Source organism: Pseudomonas sp. SK (assembly GCF_012975065.1).
Lineage (GTDB): Bacteria > Pseudomonadota > Gammaproteobacteria > Pseudomonadales > Pseudomonadaceae > Aquipseudomonas > Aquipseudomonas anuradhapurensis.
Map to the genome: position 1 here is coordinate 5,148,382 of NZ_CP051857.1, position 23,623 is coordinate 5,172,004.

General features: G+C 63.7%; 19 protein-coding genes and 1 pseudogene. 13 read left to right on the forward strand and 7 right to left on the reverse strand.

The window, feature by feature from the left end:
- Positions 1-5 precede the first annotated feature (5 nt).
- Positions 6-425 (reverse strand): phasin family protein, encoded by a 420-nt coding sequence (locus HG549_RS23490; RefSeq protein WP_085621735.1) that lies wholly within the window; start codon positions 423-425, stop codon positions 6-8.
- Between the two features lie 182 nt (positions 426-607).
- Between HG549_RS23490 and HG549_RS23495 the strand changes: the two genes are divergently transcribed.
- The gene (locus tag HG549_RS23495; RefSeq protein ID WP_256666010.1) at positions 608-5,332 is read left to right on the forward strand and encodes a hypothetical protein; all 4,725 of its coding nucleotides are present in this window, start codon (positions 608-610) and stop codon (positions 5,330-5,332) included.
- Between the two features lie 29 nt (positions 5,333-5,361).
- Here the strand turns inward: HG549_RS23495 and HG549_RS23500 are convergent, their stop codons facing one another.
- A complete protein-coding gene (locus HG549_RS23500; protein WP_170033212.1) occupies positions 5,362-5,637 on the reverse strand; it encodes a polyhydroxyalkanoic acid system family protein in 276 nt (91 codons plus the stop codon).
- A gap of 124 nt (positions 5,638-5,761) precedes the next feature.
- On the opposite strand from HG549_RS23500, the gene ubiE reads away from it, so the two are divergent.
- The 12 genes and pseudogenes from ubiE (at position 5,762) to HG549_RS26410 (ending at position 16,097) form a co-directional block, all read left to right on the forward strand.
- A complete protein-coding gene (gene ubiE, locus HG549_RS23505; protein WP_170033214.1) occupies positions 5,762-6,532 on the forward strand; it encodes a bifunctional demethylmenaquinone methyltransferase/2-methoxy-6-polyprenyl-1,4-benzoquinol methylase UbiE in 771 nt (256 codons plus the stop codon).
- Positions 6,532-7,155 carry an SCP2 domain-containing protein gene (locus HG549_RS23510; protein ID WP_170033216.1) on the forward strand — a complete coding sequence of 208 codons (624 nt, stop codon included), beginning with the start codon at positions 6,532-6,534 and terminating at the stop codon, positions 7,153-7,155. Before ubiE ends, HG549_RS23510 begins: the two co-directional genes overlap by 1 nt.
- Complete coding sequence (ubiB, locus tag HG549_RS23515) at positions 7,152-8,771, forward strand: ubiquinone biosynthesis regulatory protein kinase UbiB (protein ID WP_170033218.1); 1,620 nt, start codon at positions 7,152-7,154, stop codon at positions 8,769-8,771. Before HG549_RS23510 ends, ubiB begins: the two co-directional genes overlap by 4 nt.
- A 72-nt stretch (positions 8,772-8,843) precedes the next feature.
- Entirely contained in the window at positions 8,844-9,236 is a 393-nt protein-coding gene (hisI, locus tag HG549_RS23520) for a phosphoribosyl-AMP cyclohydrolase (protein WP_013974544.1), read from the forward strand.
- A gap of 1 nt (position 9,237) precedes the next feature.
- Positions 9,238-9,573, forward strand: coding sequence for a phosphoribosyl-ATP diphosphatase (locus HG549_RS23525; RefSeq protein ID WP_170033220.1), 336 nt, complete (start codon positions 9,238-9,240; stop codon positions 9,571-9,573).
- 161 nt (positions 9,574-9,734) lie between these two features.
- Positions 9,735-10,007 (forward strand): twin-arginine translocase TatA/TatE family subunit, encoded by a 273-nt coding sequence (locus tag HG549_RS23530; protein WP_170033222.1) that lies wholly within the window; start codon positions 9,735-9,737, stop codon positions 10,005-10,007.
- 3 nt (positions 10,008-10,010) lie between these two features.
- Positions 10,011-10,388: a Sec-independent protein translocase protein TatB gene (gene tatB, locus HG549_RS23535; protein ID WP_170033224.1), complete on the forward strand. Its 378-nt coding sequence runs from the start codon at positions 10,011-10,013 to the stop codon at positions 10,386-10,388.
- Positions 10,385-11,170 carry a twin-arginine translocase subunit TatC gene (gene tatC, locus HG549_RS23540; protein ID WP_170033226.1) on the forward strand — a complete coding sequence of 262 codons (786 nt, stop codon included), beginning with the start codon at positions 10,385-10,387 and terminating at the stop codon, positions 11,168-11,170. The genes tatB and tatC overlap by 4 nt, the downstream gene beginning before the upstream one ends.
- Positions 11,167-11,874, forward strand: coding sequence for a 16S rRNA (uracil(1498)-N(3))-methyltransferase (locus HG549_RS23545; protein ID WP_170033228.1), 708 nt, complete (start codon positions 11,167-11,169; stop codon positions 11,872-11,874). The genes tatC and HG549_RS23545 overlap by 4 nt, the downstream gene beginning before the upstream one ends.
- 101 nt (positions 11,875-11,975) lie before the next feature.
- A complete protein-coding gene (locus HG549_RS23550) occupies positions 11,976-13,892 on the forward strand; it encodes a methyl-accepting chemotaxis protein (RefSeq protein WP_170033230.1) in 1,917 nt (638 codons plus the stop codon).
- A gap of 261 nt (positions 13,893-14,153) precedes the next feature.
- Positions 14,154-15,194, forward strand: a pseudogene (locus HG549_RS26405) (methyl-accepting chemotaxis protein); the annotation flags it as partial.
- 198 nt (positions 15,195-15,392) lie between these two features.
- Positions 15,393-16,097, forward strand: a complete 705-nt coding sequence (locus HG549_RS26410) for a methyl-accepting chemotaxis protein (protein ID WP_372241586.1) — start codon at positions 15,393-15,395, stop codon at positions 16,095-16,097.
- Positions 16,098-16,234: 137 nt separating this feature from the next.
- On the opposite strand, the gene HG549_RS23560 is transcribed toward HG549_RS26410, so the two are convergent.
- The 5 genes from HG549_RS23560 to HG549_RS23580 all read right to left on the reverse strand — a co-directional run bounded on the left by HG549_RS23560 (position 16,235) and on the right by HG549_RS23580 (position 23,371).
- The gene (locus tag HG549_RS23560; RefSeq protein WP_170034317.1) at positions 16,235-16,969 is read right to left on the reverse strand and encodes an amino acid ABC transporter ATP-binding protein; all 735 of its coding nucleotides are present in this window, start codon (positions 16,967-16,969) and stop codon (positions 16,235-16,237) included.
- Positions 16,962-17,924: an amino acid ABC transporter permease gene (locus tag HG549_RS23565; protein WP_170033234.1), complete on the reverse strand. Its 963-nt coding sequence runs from the start codon at positions 17,922-17,924 to the stop codon at positions 16,962-16,964. The genes HG549_RS23560 and HG549_RS23565 overlap by 8 nt, the downstream gene beginning before the upstream one ends.
- Before the next feature lie 79 nt (positions 17,925-18,003).
- The gene (locus HG549_RS23570; protein WP_170034319.1) at positions 18,004-18,801 is read right to left on the reverse strand and encodes a transporter substrate-binding domain-containing protein; all 798 of its coding nucleotides are present in this window, start codon (positions 18,799-18,801) and stop codon (positions 18,004-18,006) included.
- 282 nt (positions 18,802-19,083) lie between these two features.
- Positions 19,084-21,657 (reverse strand): glucans biosynthesis glucosyltransferase MdoH, encoded by a 2,574-nt coding sequence (gene mdoH, locus HG549_RS23575; RefSeq protein WP_170033236.1) that lies wholly within the window; start codon positions 21,655-21,657, stop codon positions 19,084-19,086.
- A complete protein-coding gene (locus HG549_RS23580; RefSeq protein ID WP_218576019.1) occupies positions 21,650-23,371 on the reverse strand; it encodes a glucan biosynthesis protein G in 1,722 nt (573 codons plus the stop codon). Before HG549_RS23580 ends, mdoH begins: the two co-directional genes overlap by 8 nt.
- Between the last annotated feature and the right edge of the window lie 252 nt (positions 23,372-23,623).

The window sequence follows — 23,623 nt, forward strand, 5'->3', positions numbered from 1 at the left end:
TCTCCTTATGGTTTGTGCGCGACGCGCTCAAGCAGCTCATGCAGCTGTTCAAGCTTGATGGACAACGCCTCAACGTCATGTTTAGACGGAATGCCCAGGCGATTCAAGGCGCGCCCTACCCGTGCGTCGAAAGCTTTTTCGATTTTGTCGAGTTGAATTTCGACTCGCCCAGGGACGCGGCTAACGGCCTGGGTCGCTTCATCGATCTGGTTGTTGGCCGCGTCCAGTTGTTTGTCGATACGCTTCTTGCCGCGTTTCTCGACACCTTCACCGGCCTTGACCAGCTCGTTGAAGTAGTCGGAGCCTTCCTGGCCCACGCGTGCATAGGCGCCGATACCCGCCAGCCAGATCTTGCGCGCGTAACCGCGCACCTCGCCCAACGTACCCGGGGCGTCGTCCTTTTTCTTCACAGTCACCTTGGCCATGCTCTGTACCTCATGCTCATGAGTGGAGGAGGAACCGCCCATGGAGGTTGGGCTTGAGCACAAGGTAGGGATAAAAATTAGAAACCTCACCCTAAGCTGCACGGCGTACCCATACATATACCGCAGCAGCAAAGGCCGTATCGCCTAGCCTGCCGGGCCCCACTTGACTGGAGCCCGATGCCATGACCGATTCCACCCCCATAGCCACTTTCCGACAACGGGTAGCAAGCTGCTTCGGCAAACGCCCGGGCCTGCGCGAGGTATTGTCCCTGCAAGGCTTCAATGCCCTTGTCGACCGCTACCCGTTTATCCGCAGCAATCACCCGCAGCTGGCATCGCTTGATGATTTCCACATTCTCCAGGCTCCAGCCGGCCAAGATGAACCCGCCCGGCAACCCTTGCTGCTGGATGCACTACTGGAACACTTGCGTACCGGCAAACACCTGCAGCTGAAGGATTCGGACGCTTTGAGCATCAGTCCGCCGCAGGTCTTCCTCGCCCAACAACAAGGTGCCAACAGCATTGCCCAGCCTGGGATAACCTTGGACATGTACAAGGTGTCCAGCGATCTCGATGGCCTCCTGGATACCCTGACAGAGGCGTTTCAGCAGGCCCAGATCAGTTTCTGGAACGGCTCGGAGCCACTTTCGGGGGTATCCCGCCTGCATTGGCTTGAGCTGCTGATCAAGGCGGCACTGCTCAACAATGTGCAGCGCCAAGGCCTTGATGCAGATGCGAAAGCCACGCTATATGCCATGCTCGATGGCACTCGAACCGGCATCGCGATCAGCGCCATGCGGCTCGAGTTCGGCGTTGGCCGGCAGGCCTTCGAACGGCCGGTGCCAGACCTGCTGCTGAGCACGACACGCGGTGCTCGCCAGCTGCTGTGGTGCAAACCCTGCGGCACCATTCGGAGCTACCCGGACCAGGCAGCATTCTCGGCCGCCTTACAGGACGAAATGGCTGAACGTTATCACTTCGACCGCTTGACCTGGTCGCGTACTGCCCTAGAAGGCGACCCGTTTGCCTACCAAGCCAGGCAAATGCTCAACGTGATCCTCGACGATATCCGCCGCCTGAGCCTTGCACACGTGCAGACAGTCAGCGAAATGGAAGACGCCTATGCGCGGGTCAGCGATCCATCGCTGCACTTTTTGCAGCAGCCCTACCTGGTCGAAGGCGTGCCAGCCCTCCAGCTGCCAGGCTGGCTCGCAGGGGCTACGGCCGCAGACCGCTTCGAATACCACGCAGCACTGCTTGATCTCGCCGCCCACCAGGGCCACAGCGGGGGCGCGACCTCGCTTGGCGATATCGAAACCATAGAGCAATATGCCAACCGCCGGTTACGCGAACAGATCCAGGCCAGCTATCCCGACAACGCCGTCTACGATCCTGACACGGTGCTGATTGCCGTGTCCCAACTGATCCCGAATACGTCAGCGCAAAGCCCGCAATACCTGTTCCTGCGCCACGAAAGCCTGACCAGCCTGGCCGTCGCCCGCCTGCCGGCAAACGAAGTCATGACCCGGATCAGTGCCCCGGCTGACAGCTGGCTGAGCATCGATAAGGTGCACAGGTTGATCCACCAGGTGGATATCGGTGGTTCATACCCGCGTTTTCTGCGCGACCAGGTCGAGGCACAACCACGCAGGGCAGAACGGATCAGGCAGTACGCCTGGGAATGGCGTTCCGGGCTGCGCTTCAGTGTGCTCAAGGCCAGTATCAGCCATGGGCTCAGCGAAAACGCCCGGCGGGCATTGTCAAGCTTCTGCAAAGGGGCTGGCGGCACCCACCAACAACCGCGTATCGCCCCATTGGCCTTTCTCTGCGCGCCCGGCGCCTCGGCAAGTGATCGGGCGCATGGCATGTTCGTCATCGAACTGCCGGGCCTGAATAGCTGGGTCTTGTACCGACCGTTCTATGCCGACCAGGCGCTGCTGGAATTTGCCAGCCTGGCGTCGCTGATGCTGGCTATCCGCAAGCAGGGCGAACTGCAGCGCAGCGTCTTGCACTGGCTTAAGGACGAGGCACGCGAAGTCTATGAAAACGATGGCTTCAACTTCCCTCACCTGCACCCCAAGCTGTCCAGCCTGGCGCACCTGCTCGGCGTCGACGCGGCGCTGGCAGCCACCGTGCTGGACAATCTCGGGCGGCCAGTGAATGCCTCGTTCGAGGCCTGGACAGACAACCTCGACAGCCAGCTGCTCGATGCCAGGGTCGAAGCCATCCTCCACGTCGCATCCACCCAGAGCGTGTCCAATGCGCAGGAGCGATGGGCCTTGGCGAAAGAGGCTGCCTGGGCCGTGTTCAATACCGCAACGGTATTCTGGTCCGGATTGCTGGCCAACGTCGCCTGGCTGCTGGCAGCGCTGTCGGCGGCCAAGGACGACCTGGCAATACTGGCCGATGGCGGTCGCGATGAGCGGATCGTGGCGGCCACCGATCTGTTGACCAACCTGGCGATGCTGCTGGCCCATCGCGTGGCGCATGCCACATCAGCTACTGAAGCACCTGTGGCAGTGCGCTTCAGCGAACCTGTCGAGCGCAACGCAGCATCAGGGCGTTCGGCCGGACCAATGCAAGAGCGGCCTTGGGCAAGACCCACGGCGGAGCCACGGCCACGGCCCATCAGCGTGGATAGCTGGGGTGCCAACCAGCGCCTGGCCAACGTCACGCCGGAAGGGATCCAGGCACTGGTCAGGCTGCAGGCCAGGCAGTCACTACAGGGTTATACGCCACTGGGCACGGGGCGGCTGCGCGGCCTGTACGAAGTGGACCAGCGATACTACGTGAAACTCAAAGACATCGCCTTCGAGGTGCAGCAGACCTGGGGTGGCCTGCAAATCATCGGCCCGGACGAGAGCAGCAGCGAATGGGTCGCGCAATGGGGTGGTGCCGACGACGGCTACCACATCGTCGGCCGTGAGCGCAGCCGAGGCCCATGGTTGACCCGCTGGAATGAGGAATGGGTGATCAACGTCTCAGGGCCCGGCGGCATGCCCAATACCGAACAGGTCCGCTCGCACAACCGCCAGGCCTACGAGCAATTGCTGGAAACCACCAAGGCGAACCGAACGACATTATCCAGGCTGGAACCGCTCATGGAGAAAAGCCGTCTGAAGCTGCAGGACTATGATGACCTGGCAGCAGCGTTCAACGTGGCTTACCAGGCCCTTCCCGAAACCCAGCGCAGCCCACTGCCAGAGGCCCTCCAGACGCAACGTCAGCAACTGTTGGCACTGCGCGAACTTCATTTGCTCGACCTGAAGGGGGTGAGCCTGTTTCTGGAAAAACAGGCCACGGTGCTGAAAGAGAACGTCGACGCATTCAGGCAGATGCTGGAACCGCGCTTTGCCAGATACGACCCTGCTGGCCGCATCGAACACAGCTTCAGCGAGTGGACCGAGACCGCCATCGACAACGACATGCTGCTGCTCCGTCGCCTGTTCGAGCTGCCAGACCATGAGCAGCTTCGGGAGCTTGCCCGTGGCTTGCAGAAATTCCCGGTGGGGCAGGAGCAACTGTCGCGCTATGCCAAGCTGCGCAAGGCCACGCGCGATGCTCTCGATGTCGCCCGGCGCATTCTGGTGGTCAGCGAAAGGCTGGACCAGACATTGCCCCTGGCACTCGATGATAACCGCGTCCGTTATGCCCAGAAGAAAAGCAAAATCGAGCAGGCCATCGAGCTGCGCCCCTATTCGACGCTGATCGTACGTGCGCAAACCCTCAGCGACATGGCCTACCTGACACTGGACAAGAGCCTGCTCACCCCTGAAACAGCCGCCGAACTGCTGCCATTACAGGATGCCCTCTGCGACCAGCATTTTTCTTCGATGCTGTGGAGCCACGACGGCCTGGCCGCAGCCAACCTGCCCTACTCGCAACAGGCGGAGATTCTCGGCGATGCACTGCGTGAGTATCGAGCCGTACTGGGCAAGGCCAGCTACCTGCAAACCTATGAAGACCCAGCCATCGACGCGGCCATGCTTGCGGATTACGTCGCGCAACTGCAAGCCCTGGTGAAGCTGACCGAAGTCGAACTGAACACGGCCCTGACTGGTATCGAGACCAGCGCCCCGCCGGCAGCGCCGCGTGTCACCCACCGCGTCAGGGCCGGCAGGCGCACAGTGATACACACCTCTCGAGGCCGTTCGCTGCTGGTCGAGCCAGGGCGCGAAGGCAACCAGGCCATCCAGCGCAACCCGCTCACGCAACAACCCGCTGGCCAGTACGAACAACGGGACGGCGTATGGTTCGAGGTGCCCGGCCAACAGCAGCCCGCCGCGCCGGACCGGGCGCAACTGCGGCACCGTGCAGCCCGCCTGCTGGCGCAGAAGGACAAGCGCATGGCAGTCGCCGCGCTCTATACCGAGGAGCCGAACAGCCTGGCCGACCTGATGGACTGGCAGATAGAAGATATGCGTGAGGTTTCGCAGCAACTGGCCAGCAGCCACAAACCGAAAGACCTCGAACTGGTAGGTGAGCTGAACCAGGCTGTCGAAACGGTCACGCTTGAAAAAAGCCGCCTGCTCACGAATGTCTACCTGAACACCCGTCATCCGGACAGCAAGGCGTTACGCTACCTCAGCGAGCAGCAGCGCCTGCAAATTGCCCGGACTACCGCACGCAAGGCGCTGAGCAAGCCCGACGACTATCTCGACGTGTACCAGATCAGGGACGTCCAGGCGCCCCAAGCGGTACTCTGGGAAGCGCACTTCCACTACCGCAGCGCAGATGCCCCGGCCCGGGCCTTTGTCAAAGGCCACCTGAAATTCTGGGAGCCGCGGGGCAAGGCCCGCGACGCGCAAATGGAAGAGGCCAGCAGCGCAGCGGAGCGCTTGCAGATCTATCGTAGCGACTTGCGCCTGGCCCAGGTCGAGGGTGTGATCCCCTTCCCGGCCCAGTGACAGCCACCTTGCTGCCGACCGCCCTGGCCTCAGGCCAGGGCCTTGTCCAGTGCCCGCTCGATTTCGCCCTTGATGGTGCCGCTCATCATCGACAACATCATGCCCAGCTTCAATTCGACCCGGATGCGGTCATCGAAGATATGCACGCTGCCGTTGGCACCGCTGCGCGCCACGTCGACCCGGTCGCCGTTCCAGGTGGCCTTGAGGTCGTATTCACGAACCAGCCTGTCCACCAGCGCTTCGGCCTTGGCACGGGCGGCATCACGGCCGAGGGAATGTGAGCGTTCAACGCTGATCTGTGTCATGCAGGTGTTCCTGAAGATGAAGACATAATGGGCATTATGCCCGCCCCTGCCCACTGGCACACCCCGCCAAGACAAATCCGCCCATTCGCCCTAGAATGGCGGTAATTTTTTCCGGTGAAGCGATATGAACGACCAGCGCAAAGGCGACCAAGCCGAACCCACCACCCATTTCGGTTACCAGGACGTCCCTGAAAGCCAGAAGGCGAAGAAAGTCGCCGAAGTGTTTCACTCGGTGGCGGCCAAGTACGACCTGATGAACGACGTGCTCTCCGGCGGCATGCACCGCCTGTGGAAGCGCTTCACCATCGAGCTGTCGGGGGTACGCACCGGCAACCGCGTGCTGGACATCGCTGGCGGCACCGGCGACCTGGCCGCCAAGTTCTCGCGGCTGGTCGGCCCGACCGGGCAGGTGGTGCTCGCCGATATCAACGAATCGATGCTCAAGGTCGGCCGTGACCGCCTGCTCGACCGTGGCGTGGCCGGCAACATCGAGTTCGTCCAGGCCGATGCCGAGAAACTGCCGTTCCCGGACAACTATTTCGACTGCGTGACCATTGCCTTCGGCCTGCGCAACGTCACCCACAAGGACGAAGCCATCCGCTCGATGCTGCGGGTGCTCAAGCCGGGCGGCCGCCTGCTGGTACTGGAGTTCTCCAAACCGACCAACAAGCTGATGTCCAAGGCCTACGACGCCTACTCGTTCGCCTTCATGCCCCTGGCCGGCAAGCTGATCACCAACGATGCCGACAGCTACCGCTACCTCGCCGAGTCGATCCGCATGCACCCCGACCAGGAAACCCTCAAGGCCATGATGGTCGACGCCGGTTTCGACCGCGTCACTTATCACAACATGACCAGCGGCATCGTCGCCGTGCACCGGGGAATCAAGCCCTGATGTTGCTGGCCGGGTTGTTCGCCAGCGTCGAACATGGCCTGAACCGCGTCCTGCGCATGGACAGCACGGCCCTGCCGCGGCTGGCCGCGCTGGAAGGCAAGGTCATCGAGATCGACTGCCGCCAACCGGCCCTGCAGGTGTTCATCCTGCCCGATGAAGAGGGCCTGATGCTGGCTGCCCACTGGGAGGGCGAGGTCGACTGCAGCCTGCGCGCCCCGGCCGGCAGCCTGGCGCAACTGGCCCTGGCCAGGGACAAGACTGCCGTGCTGCACAGCCCGCAGGTCGAGCTGCATGGTGACAGTGCCGTGCTGCTCGACCTGTTCGGGGTGCTGCAGGACCTGGAACTGGACTGGGAACACGAGCTGCAACGCTGGCTCGGCCCGGTTGCCACGGCGATGCTGGCGGGTCACCTGCGCCTGCGAGTGCGTTGGACCCGCCAGGGCCTGGCACGCTTCAGCCAGAACCTTTCCGAATACCTGGCCGAAGAATCCCGCACCCTGGTCGGCAAGCGCGAAGCCGAAGCCGCCTTCAGCGAACTCGATGCCCTCAAGCTTGATACAGAACGCCTCGAGGCGCGCATCAAGCGCCTCTCCCAATCCCTTGATACCAGCGATAACGCATGAAGCTGCTCGCCGTCCGCCGTCTTTTCCGCATCCAGCGCGTAGTCATCCGGTACCGGCTGGATGACCTGCTGTTCGACTACCCGCTGCCATGGTGGCTGATGAGCCTGCGCCTGCTGATGCCATGGCGCTGGCTGCCCCGCAAGCCGTCCGAGCTCAACCGTGGCGCACGCCTGCGCCTGGCCCTGCAGGACCTGGGGCCGATCTTCATCAAGTTCGGCCAGTTGCTGTCCACCCGCCGCGACCTGCTGCCAACCGACATCGCCGACGAGCTGATGTTGCTGCAAGACCGCGTACCGCCATTCGACCCGCAACAGGCCGTGGCGCTGATCGAGGAACAGCTCGGCGCCAAGGTGGGAGAGGTATTCAGCCGCTTCGACGTGGAGCCACTGGCTTCCGCGTCGGTGGCCCAGGTTCATGCAGCCCGCCTGAAAAGCGGCGAAGAGGTCGTGGTCAAGGTGGTCCGGCCGGGCCTCAAGCCGGTAATCGCTGCCGATATTGCCTGGCTGTTCCTGATCGCCAAAGGCGCCGAGCGTGCTTCTGCCGACGCCCGCCGCCTGCACCCGGTGGAAATCGTCAGTGACTACGAAAAGACCATCTACGACGAACTCGACCTGCTGCGCGAAGCAGCCAACGCCAGCCAGCTACGGCGCAATTTCGAAGGCTCCGAGCTGATGTACGTGCCGCAGGTGTACTGGGACTGGTGCCGGCCGAAGGTGCTGGTGATGGAGCGCATCTACGGCGTCCCGGTAACCGACATGGCCACCCTCGCCGACCAGCGCACCGACATGAAAATGCTCGCCGAGCGCGGCGTGGAAGTATTCTTCACCCAGGTGTTCCGCGACAGCTTCTTCCACGCCGACATGCACCCCGGCAACATCTTCGTCAGCACGGTCCGGCCCTGGAGCCCGCAATACATCGCCATCGACTGCGGCATCGTCGGCAGCCTGACAGACGAGGACCAGGACTACCTGGCGCGCAACCTGATCGCCTTCTTCAAGCGCGACTACCGTCGCGTGGCGCAGCTGCACATCGACTCGGGCTGGGTACCCGTGCATACCAAGGTCAACGAATTCGAGGCCGCCATCCGCACCGTGTGCGAGCCGATCTTCGAAAAACCGTTAAAGGATATTTCCTTCGGCCAGGTGCTGATGCGCCTGTTCCAGACCGCCCGGCGCTTCAACATGGAAGTGCAGCCGCAACTGGTGCTGCTGCAGAAGACCCTGCTCAACATCGAGGGCCTGGGCCGCCAGTTGTACCCCGACCTGGACTTGTGGAGTACCGCCAAGCCGTTCCTCGAACGCTGGATGCGCGACCGCATGAGCCCGAAAGCCGTGCTTGGCAACATCCACAGCCAGGTCGAACAGCTGCCGCACCTGGCCGACATGGCCCGCGACGTGCTCGAACGCCTGTCACAACCGCACCTGCACGATCCGCAACTGCCGGAACGTCGCCGCCAGGGCGACCGCTGGCCGCTGCGCCTGCTCGGTGCCGGCCTGCTGGGTGGCGGCGCGGTGCTGGCCGCCGGCGCCGCCGAGGCTGCCAGCCTGGCCGCCCCAAGCGCCTGGCCGGCCTGGTTGATGCTGGCCGCTGGCCTTTACCTGATCGTGCGCCAATAGCCAGCCGCGCGCATGGCTGGCACACTAGCGCAAAGGGCCCGGCACAGGAGCGGGCCCGCTTTGGAGTCGACGATGAAAGACTGGCTGGACGAGATCAAGTGGAACAGCGAAGGCCTGGTACCGGCGATCGCCCAGGACCACAAGACCGGACGCGTGCTGATGATGGCCTGGATGAACCGCGAATCGCTGGCCCTGACCGCCGCCGAACAACGCGCCATCTACTGGTCGCGTTCGCGTGGCAAGCTGTGGCGCAAGGGCGAGGAGTCCGGGCATGTGCAGAAGCTGCATGAAATGCGCCTGGACTGCGATGCCGACGTGATCATCCTGATGGTCGAGCAACTGGGCCATATCGCCTGCCATACCGGCCGTGAAAGCTGCTTCTACCGTGTTTTCGAAGACGGCCAGTGGAAAACCGTCGACCCGGTCCTGAAGGACCCGGATGCCATCTACAGCGCAGGACACTGACATGAGCGACACCCTCAATCGCCTGGCCGAAGTGCTTGAAGAACGCAAGCAAGCGGCGCCCGACAGCTCCTACGTGGCCAGCCTGTACCACAAGGGCCTGAACAAGATTCTCGAGAAGCTCGGCGAAGAATCGGTGGAGACGATCATCGCCGCCAAGGACGCCGCACTCAGCAAGGATTACAGCGATGTCATCTACGAAACTGCCGACCTGTGGTTTCATAGCCTGGTGATGCTCAGCGCACTGGGCCAGCACCCGCAAGCCGTGCTGGATGAACTGGAACGCCGTTTCGGGCTGTCCGGGCACGATGAGAAGGCCGCACGAACGCCTACTGCCTGACGGGCGCCTGTGGGAGCGGGCGTGCCCGCGAAGAATGCGACGCGGTGCATGGCACCGGCTACGCCGGTGTTCGCGGCGGTTCGACGCCTCGACATGCCTGCTCCCACAGGGAGCGTGTTGCCGGATCGATTTGCTGTACACACATTTTTCAGGAGTACGAAATGGGTATCTTTGACTGGAAACACTGGATCGTCCTGCTGGTCGTCGTGGTCCTGGTGTTCGGCACCAAGAAGCTGAAGAACTTCGGCAGCGACCTGGGCGAGTCGATCAAGGGCTTCCGCAAGGCCATGAGCGAAGAAGAGAACAAGCCGGCCGAGCACACCCCGCCGCCTGCCCAGCCCGTTCCGCCCGTGCACAACACCGCCCAGCAGAGCCAGGGCCACACCATCGAAGGCCAGGCCCAGCCGGTCCAAGAGCCGCAGCGGAAAGACTGACCCATGTTCGGCATCAGTTTCAGCGAGCTGCTGCTCGTCGGCCTGGTCGCCCTGCTGGTGCTCGGCCCCGAGCGCCTGCCCGGTGCCGCGCGCACGGCAGGCCTGTGGATCGGGCGGCTCAAGCGCAGCTTCAATAGCATCAAGATGGAAGTGGAGCGTGAAATCGGCGCCGACGAAATCCGTCGCCAGCTGCACAACGAACACATCCTGCAGATGGAAGAGGAAGCCAAGCGCATCCTCAACCCGATGACCCCACCGGCCCAGCCGCCGGTTACCAGTGCAACCGTGCAGCCCCCTGGCGGGCTCGAGCCCCGGCCGGTGGACGCCGCTGCCGCCCCAGCCAGCCCTGCCGAACCGCCCCAACCGCCGCGAGCCCCATGAGCGAGAACCCGGAACACGACCAGCCGATGCCACTGGTGTCGCACCTGACCGAACTGCGTACGCGCCTGTTGCGCTGCGTTGCCGTCATTTTCCTGATCTTTGCCGGGCTGTTCTCCTTCGCCCAGCAGATCTACACCCTGGTCTCCGCACCGCTGCGCGAACACTTGCCGGCCAATGCCACGATGATCGCCACCGACGTGGCCTCGCCGTTCCTGACGCCGTTCAAGCTGACCATGATCGTCTCGCTGTTCCTGGCGATCCCGTTCATCCTGCAGCAAATCTGGGGTTTCATCGCGCCCGGGCTGTACCGCCATGAAAAGCGCATCGCCATCCCGCTGCTGGTGTCGAGCATCCTGTTGTTCTACGCCGGCATGGCCTTCGCCTATTTCCTGGTGTTCCCGCTGATCTTCGGCTTTTTCGCCAGCGCCACGCCGGAAGGCGTGTCGATGATGACCGACATCGCCAGCTACCTGGACTTCGTGATGACGCTGTTCTTCGCCTTCGGCGTGGCCTTCGAGATCCCGGTGGCGGTGGTACTGCTGGTGTGGATCGGCGTGGTCGACGTGAAGTACCTGAAGAAGATCCGCCCCTACGTGATCATCGGCTGTTTCGTGGTCGGCATGGTCCTCACCCCGCCGGACATCTTCTCCCAGACCCTGCTGGCGGTGCCCATGTGGCTGCTGTTCGAGATCGGCGTGCTATGCGGCAGCCTGATCCGCAAGCGCAGCGAAGCCCACGCCACCAACGACCATAACGACCAGCCACCAGCGACCCAACCGTGAACCTGCTGCTCCTTGAAGAGGCCGACTTCGTCGCGGCCGACCGCGTCGTTCTTGCCGACCGGCGCTTCACCCACATGCAGGAGATTCACCGCGTGGCGGTGGGCGACAACCTGCGCGTGGGCCGTATCAACGGCCTGATGGGCAAGGCCACGGTGGTGGGCCTGGAAACCCACGAGGCCGAACTGGAAGTCGTCTTCGACCAGCAACCACCGGCCAAGCTGCCACTGACCCTGGTGCTCGCCGTTCCCCGCCCGAAAATGCTGCGTCGGCTGTTCCAGACCGTAGCCACCCTGGGCGTACCGCGGCTGATCCTGGTGAACAGCTACAAGGTCGAGAAAAGTTTCTGGCAAACGCCCTTCCTGCACCCCGACAGCATCCGCGAAAACCTCATCCTCGGCCTGGAACAAGCGCGCGACACCGTGCTGCCGGAGGTGATCATCGAAAAGCGTTTCAAACCGTTCGTCGAGGACCGCCTGCCGTCCATCGCCGCAGGCACCCTGGGCCTGGTCGGCCACCCTGGCCCCTACCCTGCCTGCCCGCGTGCCGTGGAGCAAGCGGTGACCCTGGCCATCGGCCCGGAGGGCGGCTGGATCCCCTACGAAGTGGAGCTGTTGGGCAAGGCCGGCCTGGCGCCGGTGCAACTGGGTGAGCGCATCCTGCGGGTAGAGACCGCGGTGACAGCGCTGCTCGCGCGAATATTCTGACAAACAAGTCAACTTTTACCCATAAAGTTTCCCTCCCGCGCGCCGATGGCCTTGGCAACAACAACAGATATCGTGCTGCCAAGCCGGCCAGGGAGTTTCACATGTATCAATGGATCGCCCAATCGTTGGGCAACGTGAGCGTCAGTCGCAAACTGGGGCTGGGGTTCGGCCTCGTGCTGCTATTGACCCTGGCCATTACCCTGACTGGCTGGTACGGCATGGACAGCATCGTCAACCGTGGCGACAAGCTGGGTAACATCTCGCTCATCCAGCAATATACCCAGGAACTGCGCATCGCCCGCCAGCAATACCAACGCCAGCGTGACGACGCCTCGGTGGCAGAGCTGGAAAAAGCCTTGGGCAATCTCGACCGCCAGGTGCAACTGATGCTCACGCAGATCGAGCAACCTGCCGACCGCCAGCGGCTGGAGCAACAGCGTGAGGCCGTGCGCGGCTACCAGCAGGCGTTCAGCGAGCTGAAGCAGGCCGGCCAGCGCCGCGAGGCCAGCCGCGGTGTGCTTGGCGACACCGCCGACAAGGCGACGGAACTGGTCGGCAAAGTGCAACGGGCGCTGCAACAGGGCGGCGATATCAGCCAGTACCAGCATGCAGTGGAAGTGAGCGCATTGCTGCAGCAGGCGCGCTTCCAGGTGCGCGGCTACACCTACAGCGGCAACGCCGACTTCCAGCAAACGGCATTGAAAGCGATTGACCAGGCCCTGGCTGAGCTGCGTGCGCTGCCGGCCAAGGTACCTGCAGAACATGCTGCCAGCCTCGACGATGCCGCCACCGCCATGGCCGGCTACCGCGACGCGCTTACCCAGTTTGGCGATGCCCAGGCCGCCACTGAGCATGCTCTGCAGAGCATGGTTGAGCACGGCACGGTGCTGCTGCAGACCAGCCAGGCGATGACCGCTTCGCAGACCGAGGTACGCGATGCCGGCGCCGCCCAGGCCAAGCGCCTGCTGGCATTGGCCACTGCGCTGGCCTTGGCCCTGGGCTTGCTGGCGGCCTGGAGCATTTCCCGGCAGATCATCATCCCGCTGCGCCAGACCCTGCACGCCGCCGAACGTGTGGCCAGTGGCGACCTGACCCAGCAGCAGCAGGTCCAGCGCCGCGACGAACTCGGCCAGTTGCAAGCCAGCATGCAGCGCATGACCCAGGGCCTGCGCGAACTGATCAGCGGTATCGGCGACGGTGTCACGCAGATCGCCAGCGCTGCCGAGGAGCTGTCGGCGGTGACCGAACAGACCAGCGCCGGGGTCAACAACCAGAAGGTCGAAACCGATCAGGTGGCGACCGCGATGAACCAGATGACCGCCACCGTGCACGAAGTGGCACGCAATGCCGAGCAGGCCTCGGAAGCCGCGTTGATGGCCGACCAGCAGGCCCGCGAAGGTGACCGCGTGGTGGGCGAGGCGGTGGCGCAGATCGAGCGCCTGGCGGGTGAAGTGATCAATTCCAGCGAAGCGATGAACCAGCTCAAGGCCGAGAGCGACAAGATCGGCAGCGTGCTCGATGTCATCAAGTCGGTGGCCCAGCAAACCAACCTGCTGGCCCTCAACGCGGCGATCGAGGCGGCCCGTGCCGGCGAGGCCGGGCGTGGCTTTGCCGTGGTTGCCGATGAAGTACGCAGCCTGGCCCAGCGAACCCAGCAATCCACCGAAGAAATCGAAGAGCTGATCGCCGGCCTGCAAAGCGGCACCCAGCGCGTGGCCAGCGTGATGGACAGCAGCCGCCAGTTGACCGACAGCAGCGTCGAACTGACCCGCCGCGCCGGCAGCTCGCTGGAAACCATCACCCGGACGGTGTCGTCGATCCAGGCGATGAACCAGCAGATCGCTACGGCGGCGGAAGAACAGACGGCCGTAGCCGAGGAGATCAACCGCAGCGTGATGAATGTGCGGGACATTTCCGACCAGACCTCGGCGGCCAGTGAAGAGACGGCCAGCTCGAGCGTGGAGCTGGCGCGCCTGGGTACCCACCTGCAGGGCTTGGTGGGGCGGTTCAGGCTCTGACCTGAACCATGGGCTGCCTGTGCTGGCCTCTGCGCGGATAAACCCGCTGCCACAGGGATACCACCGCTCTCAAGGGCAGTGCAGTACCGGTGGGAGCGGGTCTACCCGCGAAGGGGCCAGCACAGGCACATCATTCCTACTTGCTGAAGTGAAATTTCCTACCTGATTATCAGGTCAAGTCCTACAACTCCGCTGCCGATTGGCAGGGGTGTGATGCTGGCAATGCGCCGGCCCCCTCCCCCAACTGCACGGAGACTCACCATGCTCGGCTACCTCAACCGCAAGCTCGGCAACATCAGTGTCGGTGCCAAGCTGGCCCTCGGCTTTGCCGTGGTGCTGCTGCTTACCCTGGCCACTACGATCAGCGGCTGGCGCGCGCTGGATGGCGCTATCGTGCGCTCGCAGCAACTCAGCGAGATCGGCCTGATCAACGACCTGACCAAGGACCTGCGCGCAGAGCGCATCACCTACCGAGTCCTCAACGACGACACCAGCCGATCGCGGATAATCAGCATTCTCGATCAGCTGAACGACAGGCTGACCACCCTGCAGCAACGCAGCAACGTCGACGAATCACGGCAGATACTCAGCGAAAAGCTGGCCTTGCTGCAGCGCCTGCGTGACGATTTCAGCGAACTGCAACGCAGCGTCGCTGACCGTATTGCCCTGCGCCAGGCCATGCAGGCCCAGGAGCAGAAACTCAACGATGCGATCGACGAACTGCAGACCCAGGCCTTGCTGAGGATGGGTACCGATAGCCAGCAAAGAGGCGTACTCGGCCTGATGGACACCGTAAGCCGGCATATCGACGGTGCCAACCAGCAGAGCCTGGTGCCGGCCTACACCTTTTCTCCCGTCGAGGACTTCGCCAAGGTAGGAAACAGCGCCCTCGATGCCGCTGACAGCAGCCTTGAACAACTGCTCAGGGGCCTTGCCCCGCTGGGCTTGCCCCGCGCCCTGAGCGAACAGCCTGGGGCCGAACTGGCCAAGTACCGGGCCAGCCTGGACCAGTACCGCCGCGCCGCCGTGCGCGTCGAGCAGCTGCAGAACAACCTGGAAACCATGGGCGACGAATTGCGTGCCGTAAGCCTGGAACTGGGCAAGCGCAAGGTCGAGCAACGCGACAGCGAAGCCCTGGCCGCCCGCTCGCTGCTGACCAGCGTGGCATTGCTGGCGCTGCTGGTGGGTGTCGTGGCCGGCTGGCTGATCACCTTGCAGATTACCCAGCCGCTGCGCCAGACCCTGGCCGTAGCCGCGCGCATTGCCAAGGGCGACCTGAGCCAGGTCGAAGCCGTGCAGCGCCGTGACGAGATGGGCCAGCTGCAAAGCAGCATGCGCGACATGACCTTGAGCCTGCGCGAGCTGATCGGCGGTATCGACCAGGGTGTCGGCCAACTGTCACAGGCGGCCTCGGAGCTGGCCACCAGCAGCGAGGATACCAAGCTGCGCATCAACCAGCAGCGCGAGGAAACCGACCAGGTGGCCACCGCCATGAACCAGATGAGCGCCACGGTGCAGGAAGTCGCGCAGAACGCCGAACAGGCCTCGCTGGCTGCGACCAATGCCGACCAGCAGGCGCAGATGGGCGACCAGGTGGTGGCCGAGGCCATCGGCCGGATCGAACAGCTGGCCGGGCAGATGGACCACTGCCTGGCGGCAATGCAGCACCTGGCCGGCGAAAGCCAGCGCATCGGCAGCATCCTCGATGTGATCAAGTCGGTGTCCGAACAGACCAACCTGCTGGCCCTGAACGCAGCGATCGAAGCGGCGCGGGCCGGTGAGGCCGGGCGCGGCTTTGCCGTGGTGGCCGATGAAGTCCGTGGCCTGGCCCAGCGCACGTCGACCGCGACCGAAGAAATTGGCCAACTGATCGACAGCTTGCACAATGGCACCGACGAAGTGACCCGACTACTGGACAACAGCAAGAGCCTGACCGAGCAAAGCGTGGAACTGAGCCGCCGGGCCGGGCATGCGTTGAGCCAGATCACCGACACGGTGTCGAGCATCCAGGGCATGAACCAGCAGATCGCCACGGCCAGTGAAGAACAGAGCGTGGTTGCCGAGCAGATCAACCGTAGTGTGCTGAATGTGCGGGACGTGTCGGATCAGACCAGCGCGGCCAGTGAACAGACGGCGGCTTCGAGCGGCGAGCTGGAGCAGTTGGGGCAACAGCTGCGGGGGATGGTGAGGCGGTTCAGCATTTGAGATTGCCGGGGCTGCCTTGCAGCCCTTTCGCGACGCAAGGCCGCTCCTGCAGGTGATCGCGATTTCCCCTGGGGTCGCGCGCTTTTCCCGGTAGGAGCGGCCTTGTGCCGCGAAAGGTGCGCAAAGCGCCCCGGTGGTTACAGCACCTGGCGCAGGAAGGCCTGCGCGCGTGGGTCCTTCGGCGCTGCGAAGAATGCCGCTGGCGGCGAGTCTTCCAGCAACTTGCCATGGTCGAAGAACAGCACGCGGTCCGCCACTTCGCGGGCAAAGCCCATTTCATGGGTGACGCAGACCATGGTCATGCCTTCCTGGGCGAGGGTCTTCATCACGTCCAGCACCTCGCCGACCATTTCCGGATCCAGCGCCGAGGTCGGCTCGTCGAACAGCATCACTTTCGGGTCCATGGCCAGGGCACGGGCAATCGCCACCCGCTGCTGCTGGCCGCCGGACAGGCGTGACGGGTATTCGTTGGCCTTCTGCGCAATGCCGACTTTCTCCAGCAGCGCCCGGGCCTTGGCCTCGCGCTCGGCCTTGTTGCGCTTGCGCACCACCTTCTGCGCCAGGCACAGGTTTTCCAGCACGGTCATGTGCGGGAACAGGTTGAAGTGCTGGAACACCATGCCGACTTCGCGGCGGTAGGCGTTGATGTCGGTCTTCGGGTCGGCCAGTTGCAGGCCGTCGATGGCCACATGGCCCTGGTCGAAATGCTCCAGGCCGTTGAGGCAACGCAGGAAGGTCGACTTGCCCGAACCCGACGGGCCGAGCACCACCACCACTTCGCCCTTGGCGACCTGGGTGGTGACGTTATCCACAGCGCGGACCACGTGGCCACGGGTGTCGAAGACTTTCAGCAGGTCACGGACTTCAATCACTTTGCGCAAGCCTCCGCTCGAGCCGGCTGGCCAGGTGCGACAGCGGCAGGTTGATCAGCAGGTACAGGCCTGCCACGCAGAACCAGATCTCGAAGGTCGAGAACGAAGTGGTGATGGCCTCGCGGCCACTCTTGGTCAGTTCGGTGATGGCGATCACCGAGACCAGCGAGGTGTCCTTGACCAGGCTGATGAACTGGCCGGCCAACGGCGGCAGCACACGCTTGAACGCCTGCGGCAGGATCACATGGCGCATCGACTGGCCCGCATTCAGGCCCAGCGAGCGGGCGGCTTCGTTCTGGCCCTTGGCGATGGACTGCACACCGGCACGCACGATCTCGGCCACGTAGGCGCCCGTGAACAGCGCCAGCGCGGCCACCCCGGCAAACTCGCGGGACAGGTTGAGCACGGTGCCGATGAAGAAGTAGAAGATGAAGATCTGGACCAGCAGCGGAGTACCGCGCACCAGTTCGACATAGACCGTCGACAGGTCACGCAAGGTCGGGTTGCTGGACAGCCGGCAAAGGCCGGCGAACAGGCCGATGACCAGGCCCAGGGCACCGGACACCACCGAAATCCACAGGGTGGTCCACAGGCCCCAGGCCAGTGGGCCGGCGGCCCAGTGGCGGGTAACGCCAACCTGGTCTCCTTCGGCGACATCATCGCCACGGGCCAGTTGCAGGCTGTCCTTGGCCACGTCGAGCACCTGCTCGTCACCGTTCTCGTCCTTCAGCGTGACGCGAGCGCTGTCACCTGAGATGACGATCTCCTGCACGGTACCGTAACCGGCGGCGCGCTGGGCTTCCTCGGCCTTGTAGGCGAAGTACTGCGGTACGCGGTTCCAGCGCCACTCGTAGGAAATCATCGAGGTGGCCAGGTACAGGCTGAACGCCAGGCCCACCAGGACCAGAGCGGTCAGGCCATGCCAGGGCCACTGGGCTTTCTTGTGTTTGATCACGTGGGGTACTTCCGTAAATGCGAACGCGCAGGGTTTGCCTGCGCGTCGGGGTCATAAAGCCGGGCTTGTGGCCTGGGCCTTATTCCATTTCCTTCAGCCAGTCCTTGTTCTTGAACCACTTGTCGTGAATACGATCGTAGGTCCCGTCGTGCTTGATCTGGTGCAGGAAGTTGTTGATGAAGTTGATGCTGTCGTAGTCGCCTTTCTTCAGGCCGAAGGCCAGCGGCTCGTAGGTGAAGGGTTCTTCGAGGAACAGCAGCTTGCCGGCACCGGCCTTGTCCACGGCGACGACGTTGTAAGGCGCGTCGTAGACGAAGGCATCAGCCTTGCCGTTGACCACGTCCATTACCGCTTCCTGCTCGTTGTCGTAGCCATGGTACTTGGCTTTGCCGATCAGCTTCTTGGCGACCATTTCACCGGTGGTGCCCAGCTTGGAAGTCAGGCGGTACTTTTCGTTGTTCAGGTCCTTGTACGACTTGATCTCGCCCGCCAGCTCCTTGCGGATCAGCAGGGTCTGGCCGACCACGATGAAGGGTTCGCTGAAGTTCAGGCGCAGGTTGCGTTCCTGGGTCAGGGTCATGCCGCTGCCGATCATGTCGAACTTGTCGGTCAGCAGGGCCGGGATGATGCCGTCATAGGCGGTGGAGACCGGCTCGAACTTGACGCCCATGGACTTGGCCATGGCTTTGAGGATGTCGACCTCGAAGCCGATGATCTCGCCACGCTTGTTGGTCATCTGGAACGGCATGTAGGTCGGGTCCATGCCCACCCGCAGGGTGCCGCGCTTGACCGCGTCATCGATGGCCCCCGCCTGGGCCGCAGTCACCGCGACCAGGGCGGTGACACCGACCAGCAGTCGCGAAAGGTATTTCTTGATCATCACCAGGTCCCCTAACAAGAAAAGTAGCGAATCTTATTGTTGGCACGGCCGTACTGGCCGATGCGGCATATCGGAGAGGGATGCTAACGCATGGCGGCCCGGGGACCTAGAGCTGGGGGGGACTTTGTTGGCCAAAATCGAGGCAAGGCCCTAAAAGCTTCGCGGGCACGTCGGATCGCCGCACCGCCGCTCCCACAGGTACTGCACAGCCGTTGAGGCATGCGCTGTACCTGTGGGAGCGGCGGTGCGGCGATCCGACGTGCCCGCGAAGAGGCCCGATCAGGCGCCGACGAGTGCCGGCTGGCCTTCATTCTCCGGATGCAGCGGCAACAGCGGCGAATGCGGGTCGTTCTTTATCGATGCACGCCACACATCGATCCACGCCGCATTGTGCTCCGCCCACACCTGTTCGTGCAGGCGGCTCAGCGCCACCGGGTCGCTGAGCAGGGCCAGGCGGGTGTTGAGGTCCAGCCCCTTCGGCCCGACCTCCATCGCCTTGGCCACACGCTCGGCACGCAGCGCCTCGATCGGTGCCGCCTGGCCGTGACGGGCCGTGGCCATGGCGCAGGCCAGGGCGTTCTGCCGCGGGTCGACCACAGCGCGCACGAAGCCATCATGCAGGGCATGCCAGCGGTTTTCGTGGGTGTACTGGTCGGTCGCCAGCAGCTCCTGCGGGGTGGCGTATTCCTCGGGGATGAGGAACAGCTTCTCGTCCTTGGCCGCCAGGCCCAGGCGAGTGCGGCTGGAAATCACCGAAACCGGGATCGACAGCACCAGCGAACCGACGATGGGCGCCAGCCACCACAGGAAGCTCGGGTTCAGCCAGGCCACCAGCGCCGCCCAGGCAATCCCCAGCAAGGTCTGTGGGCCATGCCGGCGCACGGCTTCGCTCCAGGGCGTGGAGTCGTCGTCACGCTGCGGCGAGTTCCAGGTCGCCGCCCAGCCGAGGAACGCGGCCAGCACGAAGCGGGTATGGAAGATCATGCGCACCGGCGCCAGCAGCATGGAGAACAGCATCTCCATCAGCATCGACAGGGTGACCTTGATCCGCCCACCGAACTCGGTCGCGCCCTTGGCCCAGATCAGGATGACGCTGAGCAGCTTGGGCAGGAACAGCAGCACGATGGTGGTGGAGAACAGCGCCACGGCCTTCTCCGGATGCCACTGCGGCCACAGCGGGTAGAGCTGGTACGGCTCGATGAAGTACTGCGGCTCCATCAACGTGTTGGTCGCCAACAGCGCGGTCGACAGCACCAGGAACAGGAACCACAACGGCGCCGACAGGTACGACATGACCCCGGTGAGGAACACCGCGCGGTGCACCGGGTGCATGCCCTTGACCAGGAACAGGCGGAAGTTCATCAGGTTGCCGTGGCACCAGCGGCGGTCACGCTTGAGCTCGTCGAGCAGGTTCGGCGGCAATTCTTCGTAGCTGCCCGGCAGGTCGTAGGCGATCCACACGCCCCAACCGGCGCGGCGCATCAACGCGGCCTCGACGAAGTCGTGGGACAGGATCGCACCGGCGAACGCCCCCTTGCCCGGCAACGGCGCCAGGGCGCAGTGCTCGATGAACGGCTTCATGCGGATGATCGCGTTGTGGCCCCAATAGTGCGACTCGCCCAGCTGCCAGAAGTGCAGGCCGGCGGTGAACAGCGGGCCATACACGCGGGTGGCGAACTGCTGCAGGCGCGCGTACAGGGTGTCCATGCCGGAGGCTTTCGGCCCGGTCTGGATGATGCCGGCGTCCGGGTTGGCCTCCATCAGGCGCACCAGGCTGCTCAGGCACTCGCCGCTCATGACGCTGTCGGCGTCGAGCACGACCATGTACTTGTACTCGCCACCCCAGCGACGGCAGAAGTCGTCGAGGTTGCCGCTCTTGCGCTTCACCCGACGCCGACGGCGGCGGTAGAAGATACGGCCGAAGCCTTTGGTTTCGCGGCACACGTCGAGCCAGGCCTGTTGCTCGGCCACGGCGATGTCGGTGTCGTTGGTGTCGCTGAGCACGAAGAAGTCGAAACGGTCGAGGTTGCCGCTGGCGGCTACCGACTCGAACGTCGCACGCAGGCCGGCGAACACCCGCGGTACGTCTTCGTTGCAGATCGGCATCACCAGCGCAGTGCGCGCCTCGGGCGCGATCGGCTCATTACCGGCGCTGCTCCCCGAGATCTTGTATTTGTCACGCCCGGTGAGCAACTCGAGGAAGCCCATCAGTGCGGTCCAGAACCCTGCCGACACCCAGCAGAACAGGATGCCGAACAGAACCAGGATGGAGGTTTGCAGGGCATACGGCCATACCTGCACCACGGTGTCCCACAGCGGCTGGTTGGCGACTTCGTCGAAGTCCACGAACGACCAGCCCTGGTACGGCAGGATACCCTTCATGTACCAGCCGGCGACGATGGTCTGGCCGATCATCAGCGCCAACAGGATGTAACGGCGGATCGAACCGACCGTGCGCCAGCGTGCCGGCGGCAGCTCGCGCTTGGGCGGCTGCGGCGCATTGGCACGGCCGGTCATGCGCCGCCACATGCGGATCAGCACGTTGGTACGCCACGGCTCGGGCACTACCTTGGTGCGCTTGATCGGCGGGGCGATCTTCAGGCACAGGCGGCCGCTGCCGTCGACGCCGAGCATTTCGGCGTCTTCCAGCTCGGCGGCGCTGCCTACGGTCAGGCGCGGGCCCACCGAGGCCTGCACGGCCTCGGCAGAGCTGGCGGCCGGGTTGGCCGCCAGGCGTTGGTGCAGCTCACTGAAGGACGTGCAGCTGGCGAGTTCCGCCCGTTGCTCGTCGCTCAGTGGTAGGTGGGCCAGGTATTCGCGCAGCGATTCCGGCCTTGCGCTTGAGTTACTCATCGGCAGGCAACTGATAGCTCCAGGTCTCGGTCAGCACCTTCTCGGTGGTGGCCGGGGTCCCGTTGGTGGGCGCCGCATCGGCGGCAGGTTGTTCGGCCTTGGCGGCTTTGTCGGCCTTGGCATGCTTGGCTGCGGCCTTGTCCTGCTTGGCTTCCGCGGCAGGCTTGGTGGTTTCGACCGGCACGTCACGCACCAGCGCGGCACGCATTTCGGTCGACTTGTTGGCTTCCTTGACCTTCAGCCGCAGGGTCAGGCGCCAGCCCTTGGTCTCAGGGTTATAGCGCAGGTTGTTCTCGACCACCTCGGCGTTGTCGCCGACGCTGATCTGGCTGCGCACGGCGGTGTCTTCCGGCAAGGCCGCCAGCGCCGGGCCGGCGAAGTCGACCAGGAAGGCCACGCTGCCGTCAGGCTGACGAATCAGGTTGGATTGCTTGACGTCACCGGTCGAGCGCAGGGTCTGCTTGACCCAGCCCAGCTCGGGGGCCTGGAACTTCGGCTCGTCGATGGTCCAGTGCAGGCGGTAGGCGTACTCGAACGGCTTGCCTGGCTCAGGCAGCTTCTCCGGGCTCCAGAACGCCACGATGTTGTCGTTGGTTTCGTCGGCGGTCGGGATTTCCACCAGGTCGACGGTACCCTTGCCCCAGTCACCCTTCGGCTCGATCCAGGCGCTCGGACGCTTCTGGTAGTTGTCGTCGAGGTCTTCGTAGTCGCTGAAGGCGCGCTGGCGCTGCATCAGGCCGAACCCGCGCGGGTTCTCGACGCTGAAGTTGCTCACGGCAAGGTGTTTCGGGTTGTTCAGCGGGCGCCACAGCCACTCGCCATTGCCAGCATGGATCGACAGGCCTTCGGAGTCATGCAGGGCCGGGCGATAGTTGAGGACCTTGGACGGCTGGTTGGGGCCGAACAGGTACATGCTGGTCAACGGGGCGATGCCCAGGCGGCTGACGTGATCACGCAGGAACACGCGGGACTGCACGTCGACCACGGTGTCGTTGCCAGGGCGCAGGGTCAGCTTGTAGGCGCCGGTGGAGCGCGGCGAATCGAGCAGCGCGTAGATCACCAGGTGCTTGTCGGTCGGCTTGGGCTTCTCCACCCAGAACTCGGTGAAGCGCGGGAATTCCTCGCCCGACGGCAGCGCGGTGTCGATGGCCAGGCCACGCGCCGACAGGCCGTACACGTGGCCCTTGCCGACCACACGGAAATAGCTGGCGCCAAGCAGGGTCATGATCTCGTCCTGCTTGTCGGCCTTGTTGATCGGATACAGCACGCGGAAACCAGCGTAACCCAGGTTCTTGGTGGTTTCCGGGTCGTGCGGCACGTCACCGAACTCGAAGCGGCTCGGGTCGTACTTGATTTCCTCGACCTTGGTGGCGGTGACCTGGTTGATCTTCACCGGCGTGTCGAAGTGCATGCCCTGGTGATAGAACGACAGCTTGAAGGGGGTCTTGTCCTTGGCCCACTCGGCCTTTTCCTGCAGGAAGTGGATTTTCTGGTAATCCGCGAACTTCATGTCGCGGAACACTGCCGGCAGGTTGCTTTTTGGGGCTTCGTACTTCTGGCCGGCCAGATCCTTTGCCTTGGCTGCAACATCGTCAAGATTGAATGCCCACAGCTGGCCCGCGCTCATCAGGCCGACCAGTGCCACACTGGCCATCAGAGCCTTGCGCAGCCCGTTGCCGGGGATTCTTGATGCTTTTTGTGGACTAACAATCACGAGCAACCCTCGCCGAAAACAGATCATGAAACCAACGGCCAGCGACAAATGCCGGGTTGGCGAGCACTGTTCGGACCCCGTGAGGGCGTAATGATTCCCCAAACGGATCCAGACAATGCTCGAGTCAAAGTGAAACGAACCTGCGAACGCAGGTCCATGCAGCGCGCGATTATCCAGCAGGTCGCGTTACAACGCATCAGGCTGGAACAACTATTTATCGTACAAAACCCCTTGTTTTCCTGTGAACAGGGG

Coding starts and splice junctions, on each gene's coding strand:
- HG549_RS23490 (WP_085621735.1), bottom strand. CDS start 425: ATGGCCAAGGTGACTGTGAAGAAAAAGGACGACGCCCCGGGTACGTTG.
- HG549_RS23495 (WP_256666010.1), top strand. CDS start 608: ATGACCGATTCCACCCCCATAGCCACTTTCCGACAACGGGTAGCAAGC.
- HG549_RS23500 (WP_170033212.1), bottom strand. CDS start 5,637: ATGACACAGATCAGCGTTGAACGCTCACATTCCCTCGGCCGTGATGCC.
- ubiE (WP_170033214.1), top strand. CDS start 5,762: ATGAACGACCAGCGCAAAGGCGACCAAGCCGAACCCACCACCCATTTC.
- HG549_RS23510 (WP_170033216.1), top strand. CDS start 6,532: ATGTTGCTGGCCGGGTTGTTCGCCAGCGTCGAACATGGCCTGAACCGC.
- ubiB (WP_170033218.1), top strand. CDS start 7,152: ATGAAGCTGCTCGCCGTCCGCCGTCTTTTCCGCATCCAGCGCGTAGTC.
- hisI (WP_013974544.1), top strand. CDS start 8,844: ATGAAAGACTGGCTGGACGAGATCAAGTGGAACAGCGAAGGCCTGGTA.
- HG549_RS23525 (WP_170033220.1), top strand. CDS start 9,238: ATGAGCGACACCCTCAATCGCCTGGCCGAAGTGCTTGAAGAACGCAAG.
- HG549_RS23530 (WP_170033222.1), top strand. CDS start 9,735: ATGGGTATCTTTGACTGGAAACACTGGATCGTCCTGCTGGTCGTCGTG.
- tatB (WP_170033224.1), top strand. CDS start 10,011: ATGTTCGGCATCAGTTTCAGCGAGCTGCTGCTCGTCGGCCTGGTCGCC.
- tatC (WP_170033226.1), top strand. CDS start 10,385: ATGAGCGAGAACCCGGAACACGACCAGCCGATGCCACTGGTGTCGCAC.
- HG549_RS23550 (WP_170033230.1), top strand. CDS start 11,976: ATGTATCAATGGATCGCCCAATCGTTGGGCAACGTGAGCGTCAGTCGC.
- HG549_RS26410 (WP_372241586.1), top strand. CDS start 15,393: ATGAGCGCCACGGTGCAGGAAGTCGCGCAGAACGCCGAACAGGCCTCG.
- mdoH (WP_170033236.1), bottom strand. CDS start 21,657: ATGAGTAACTCAAGCGCAAGGCCGGAATCGCTGCGCGAATACCTGGCC.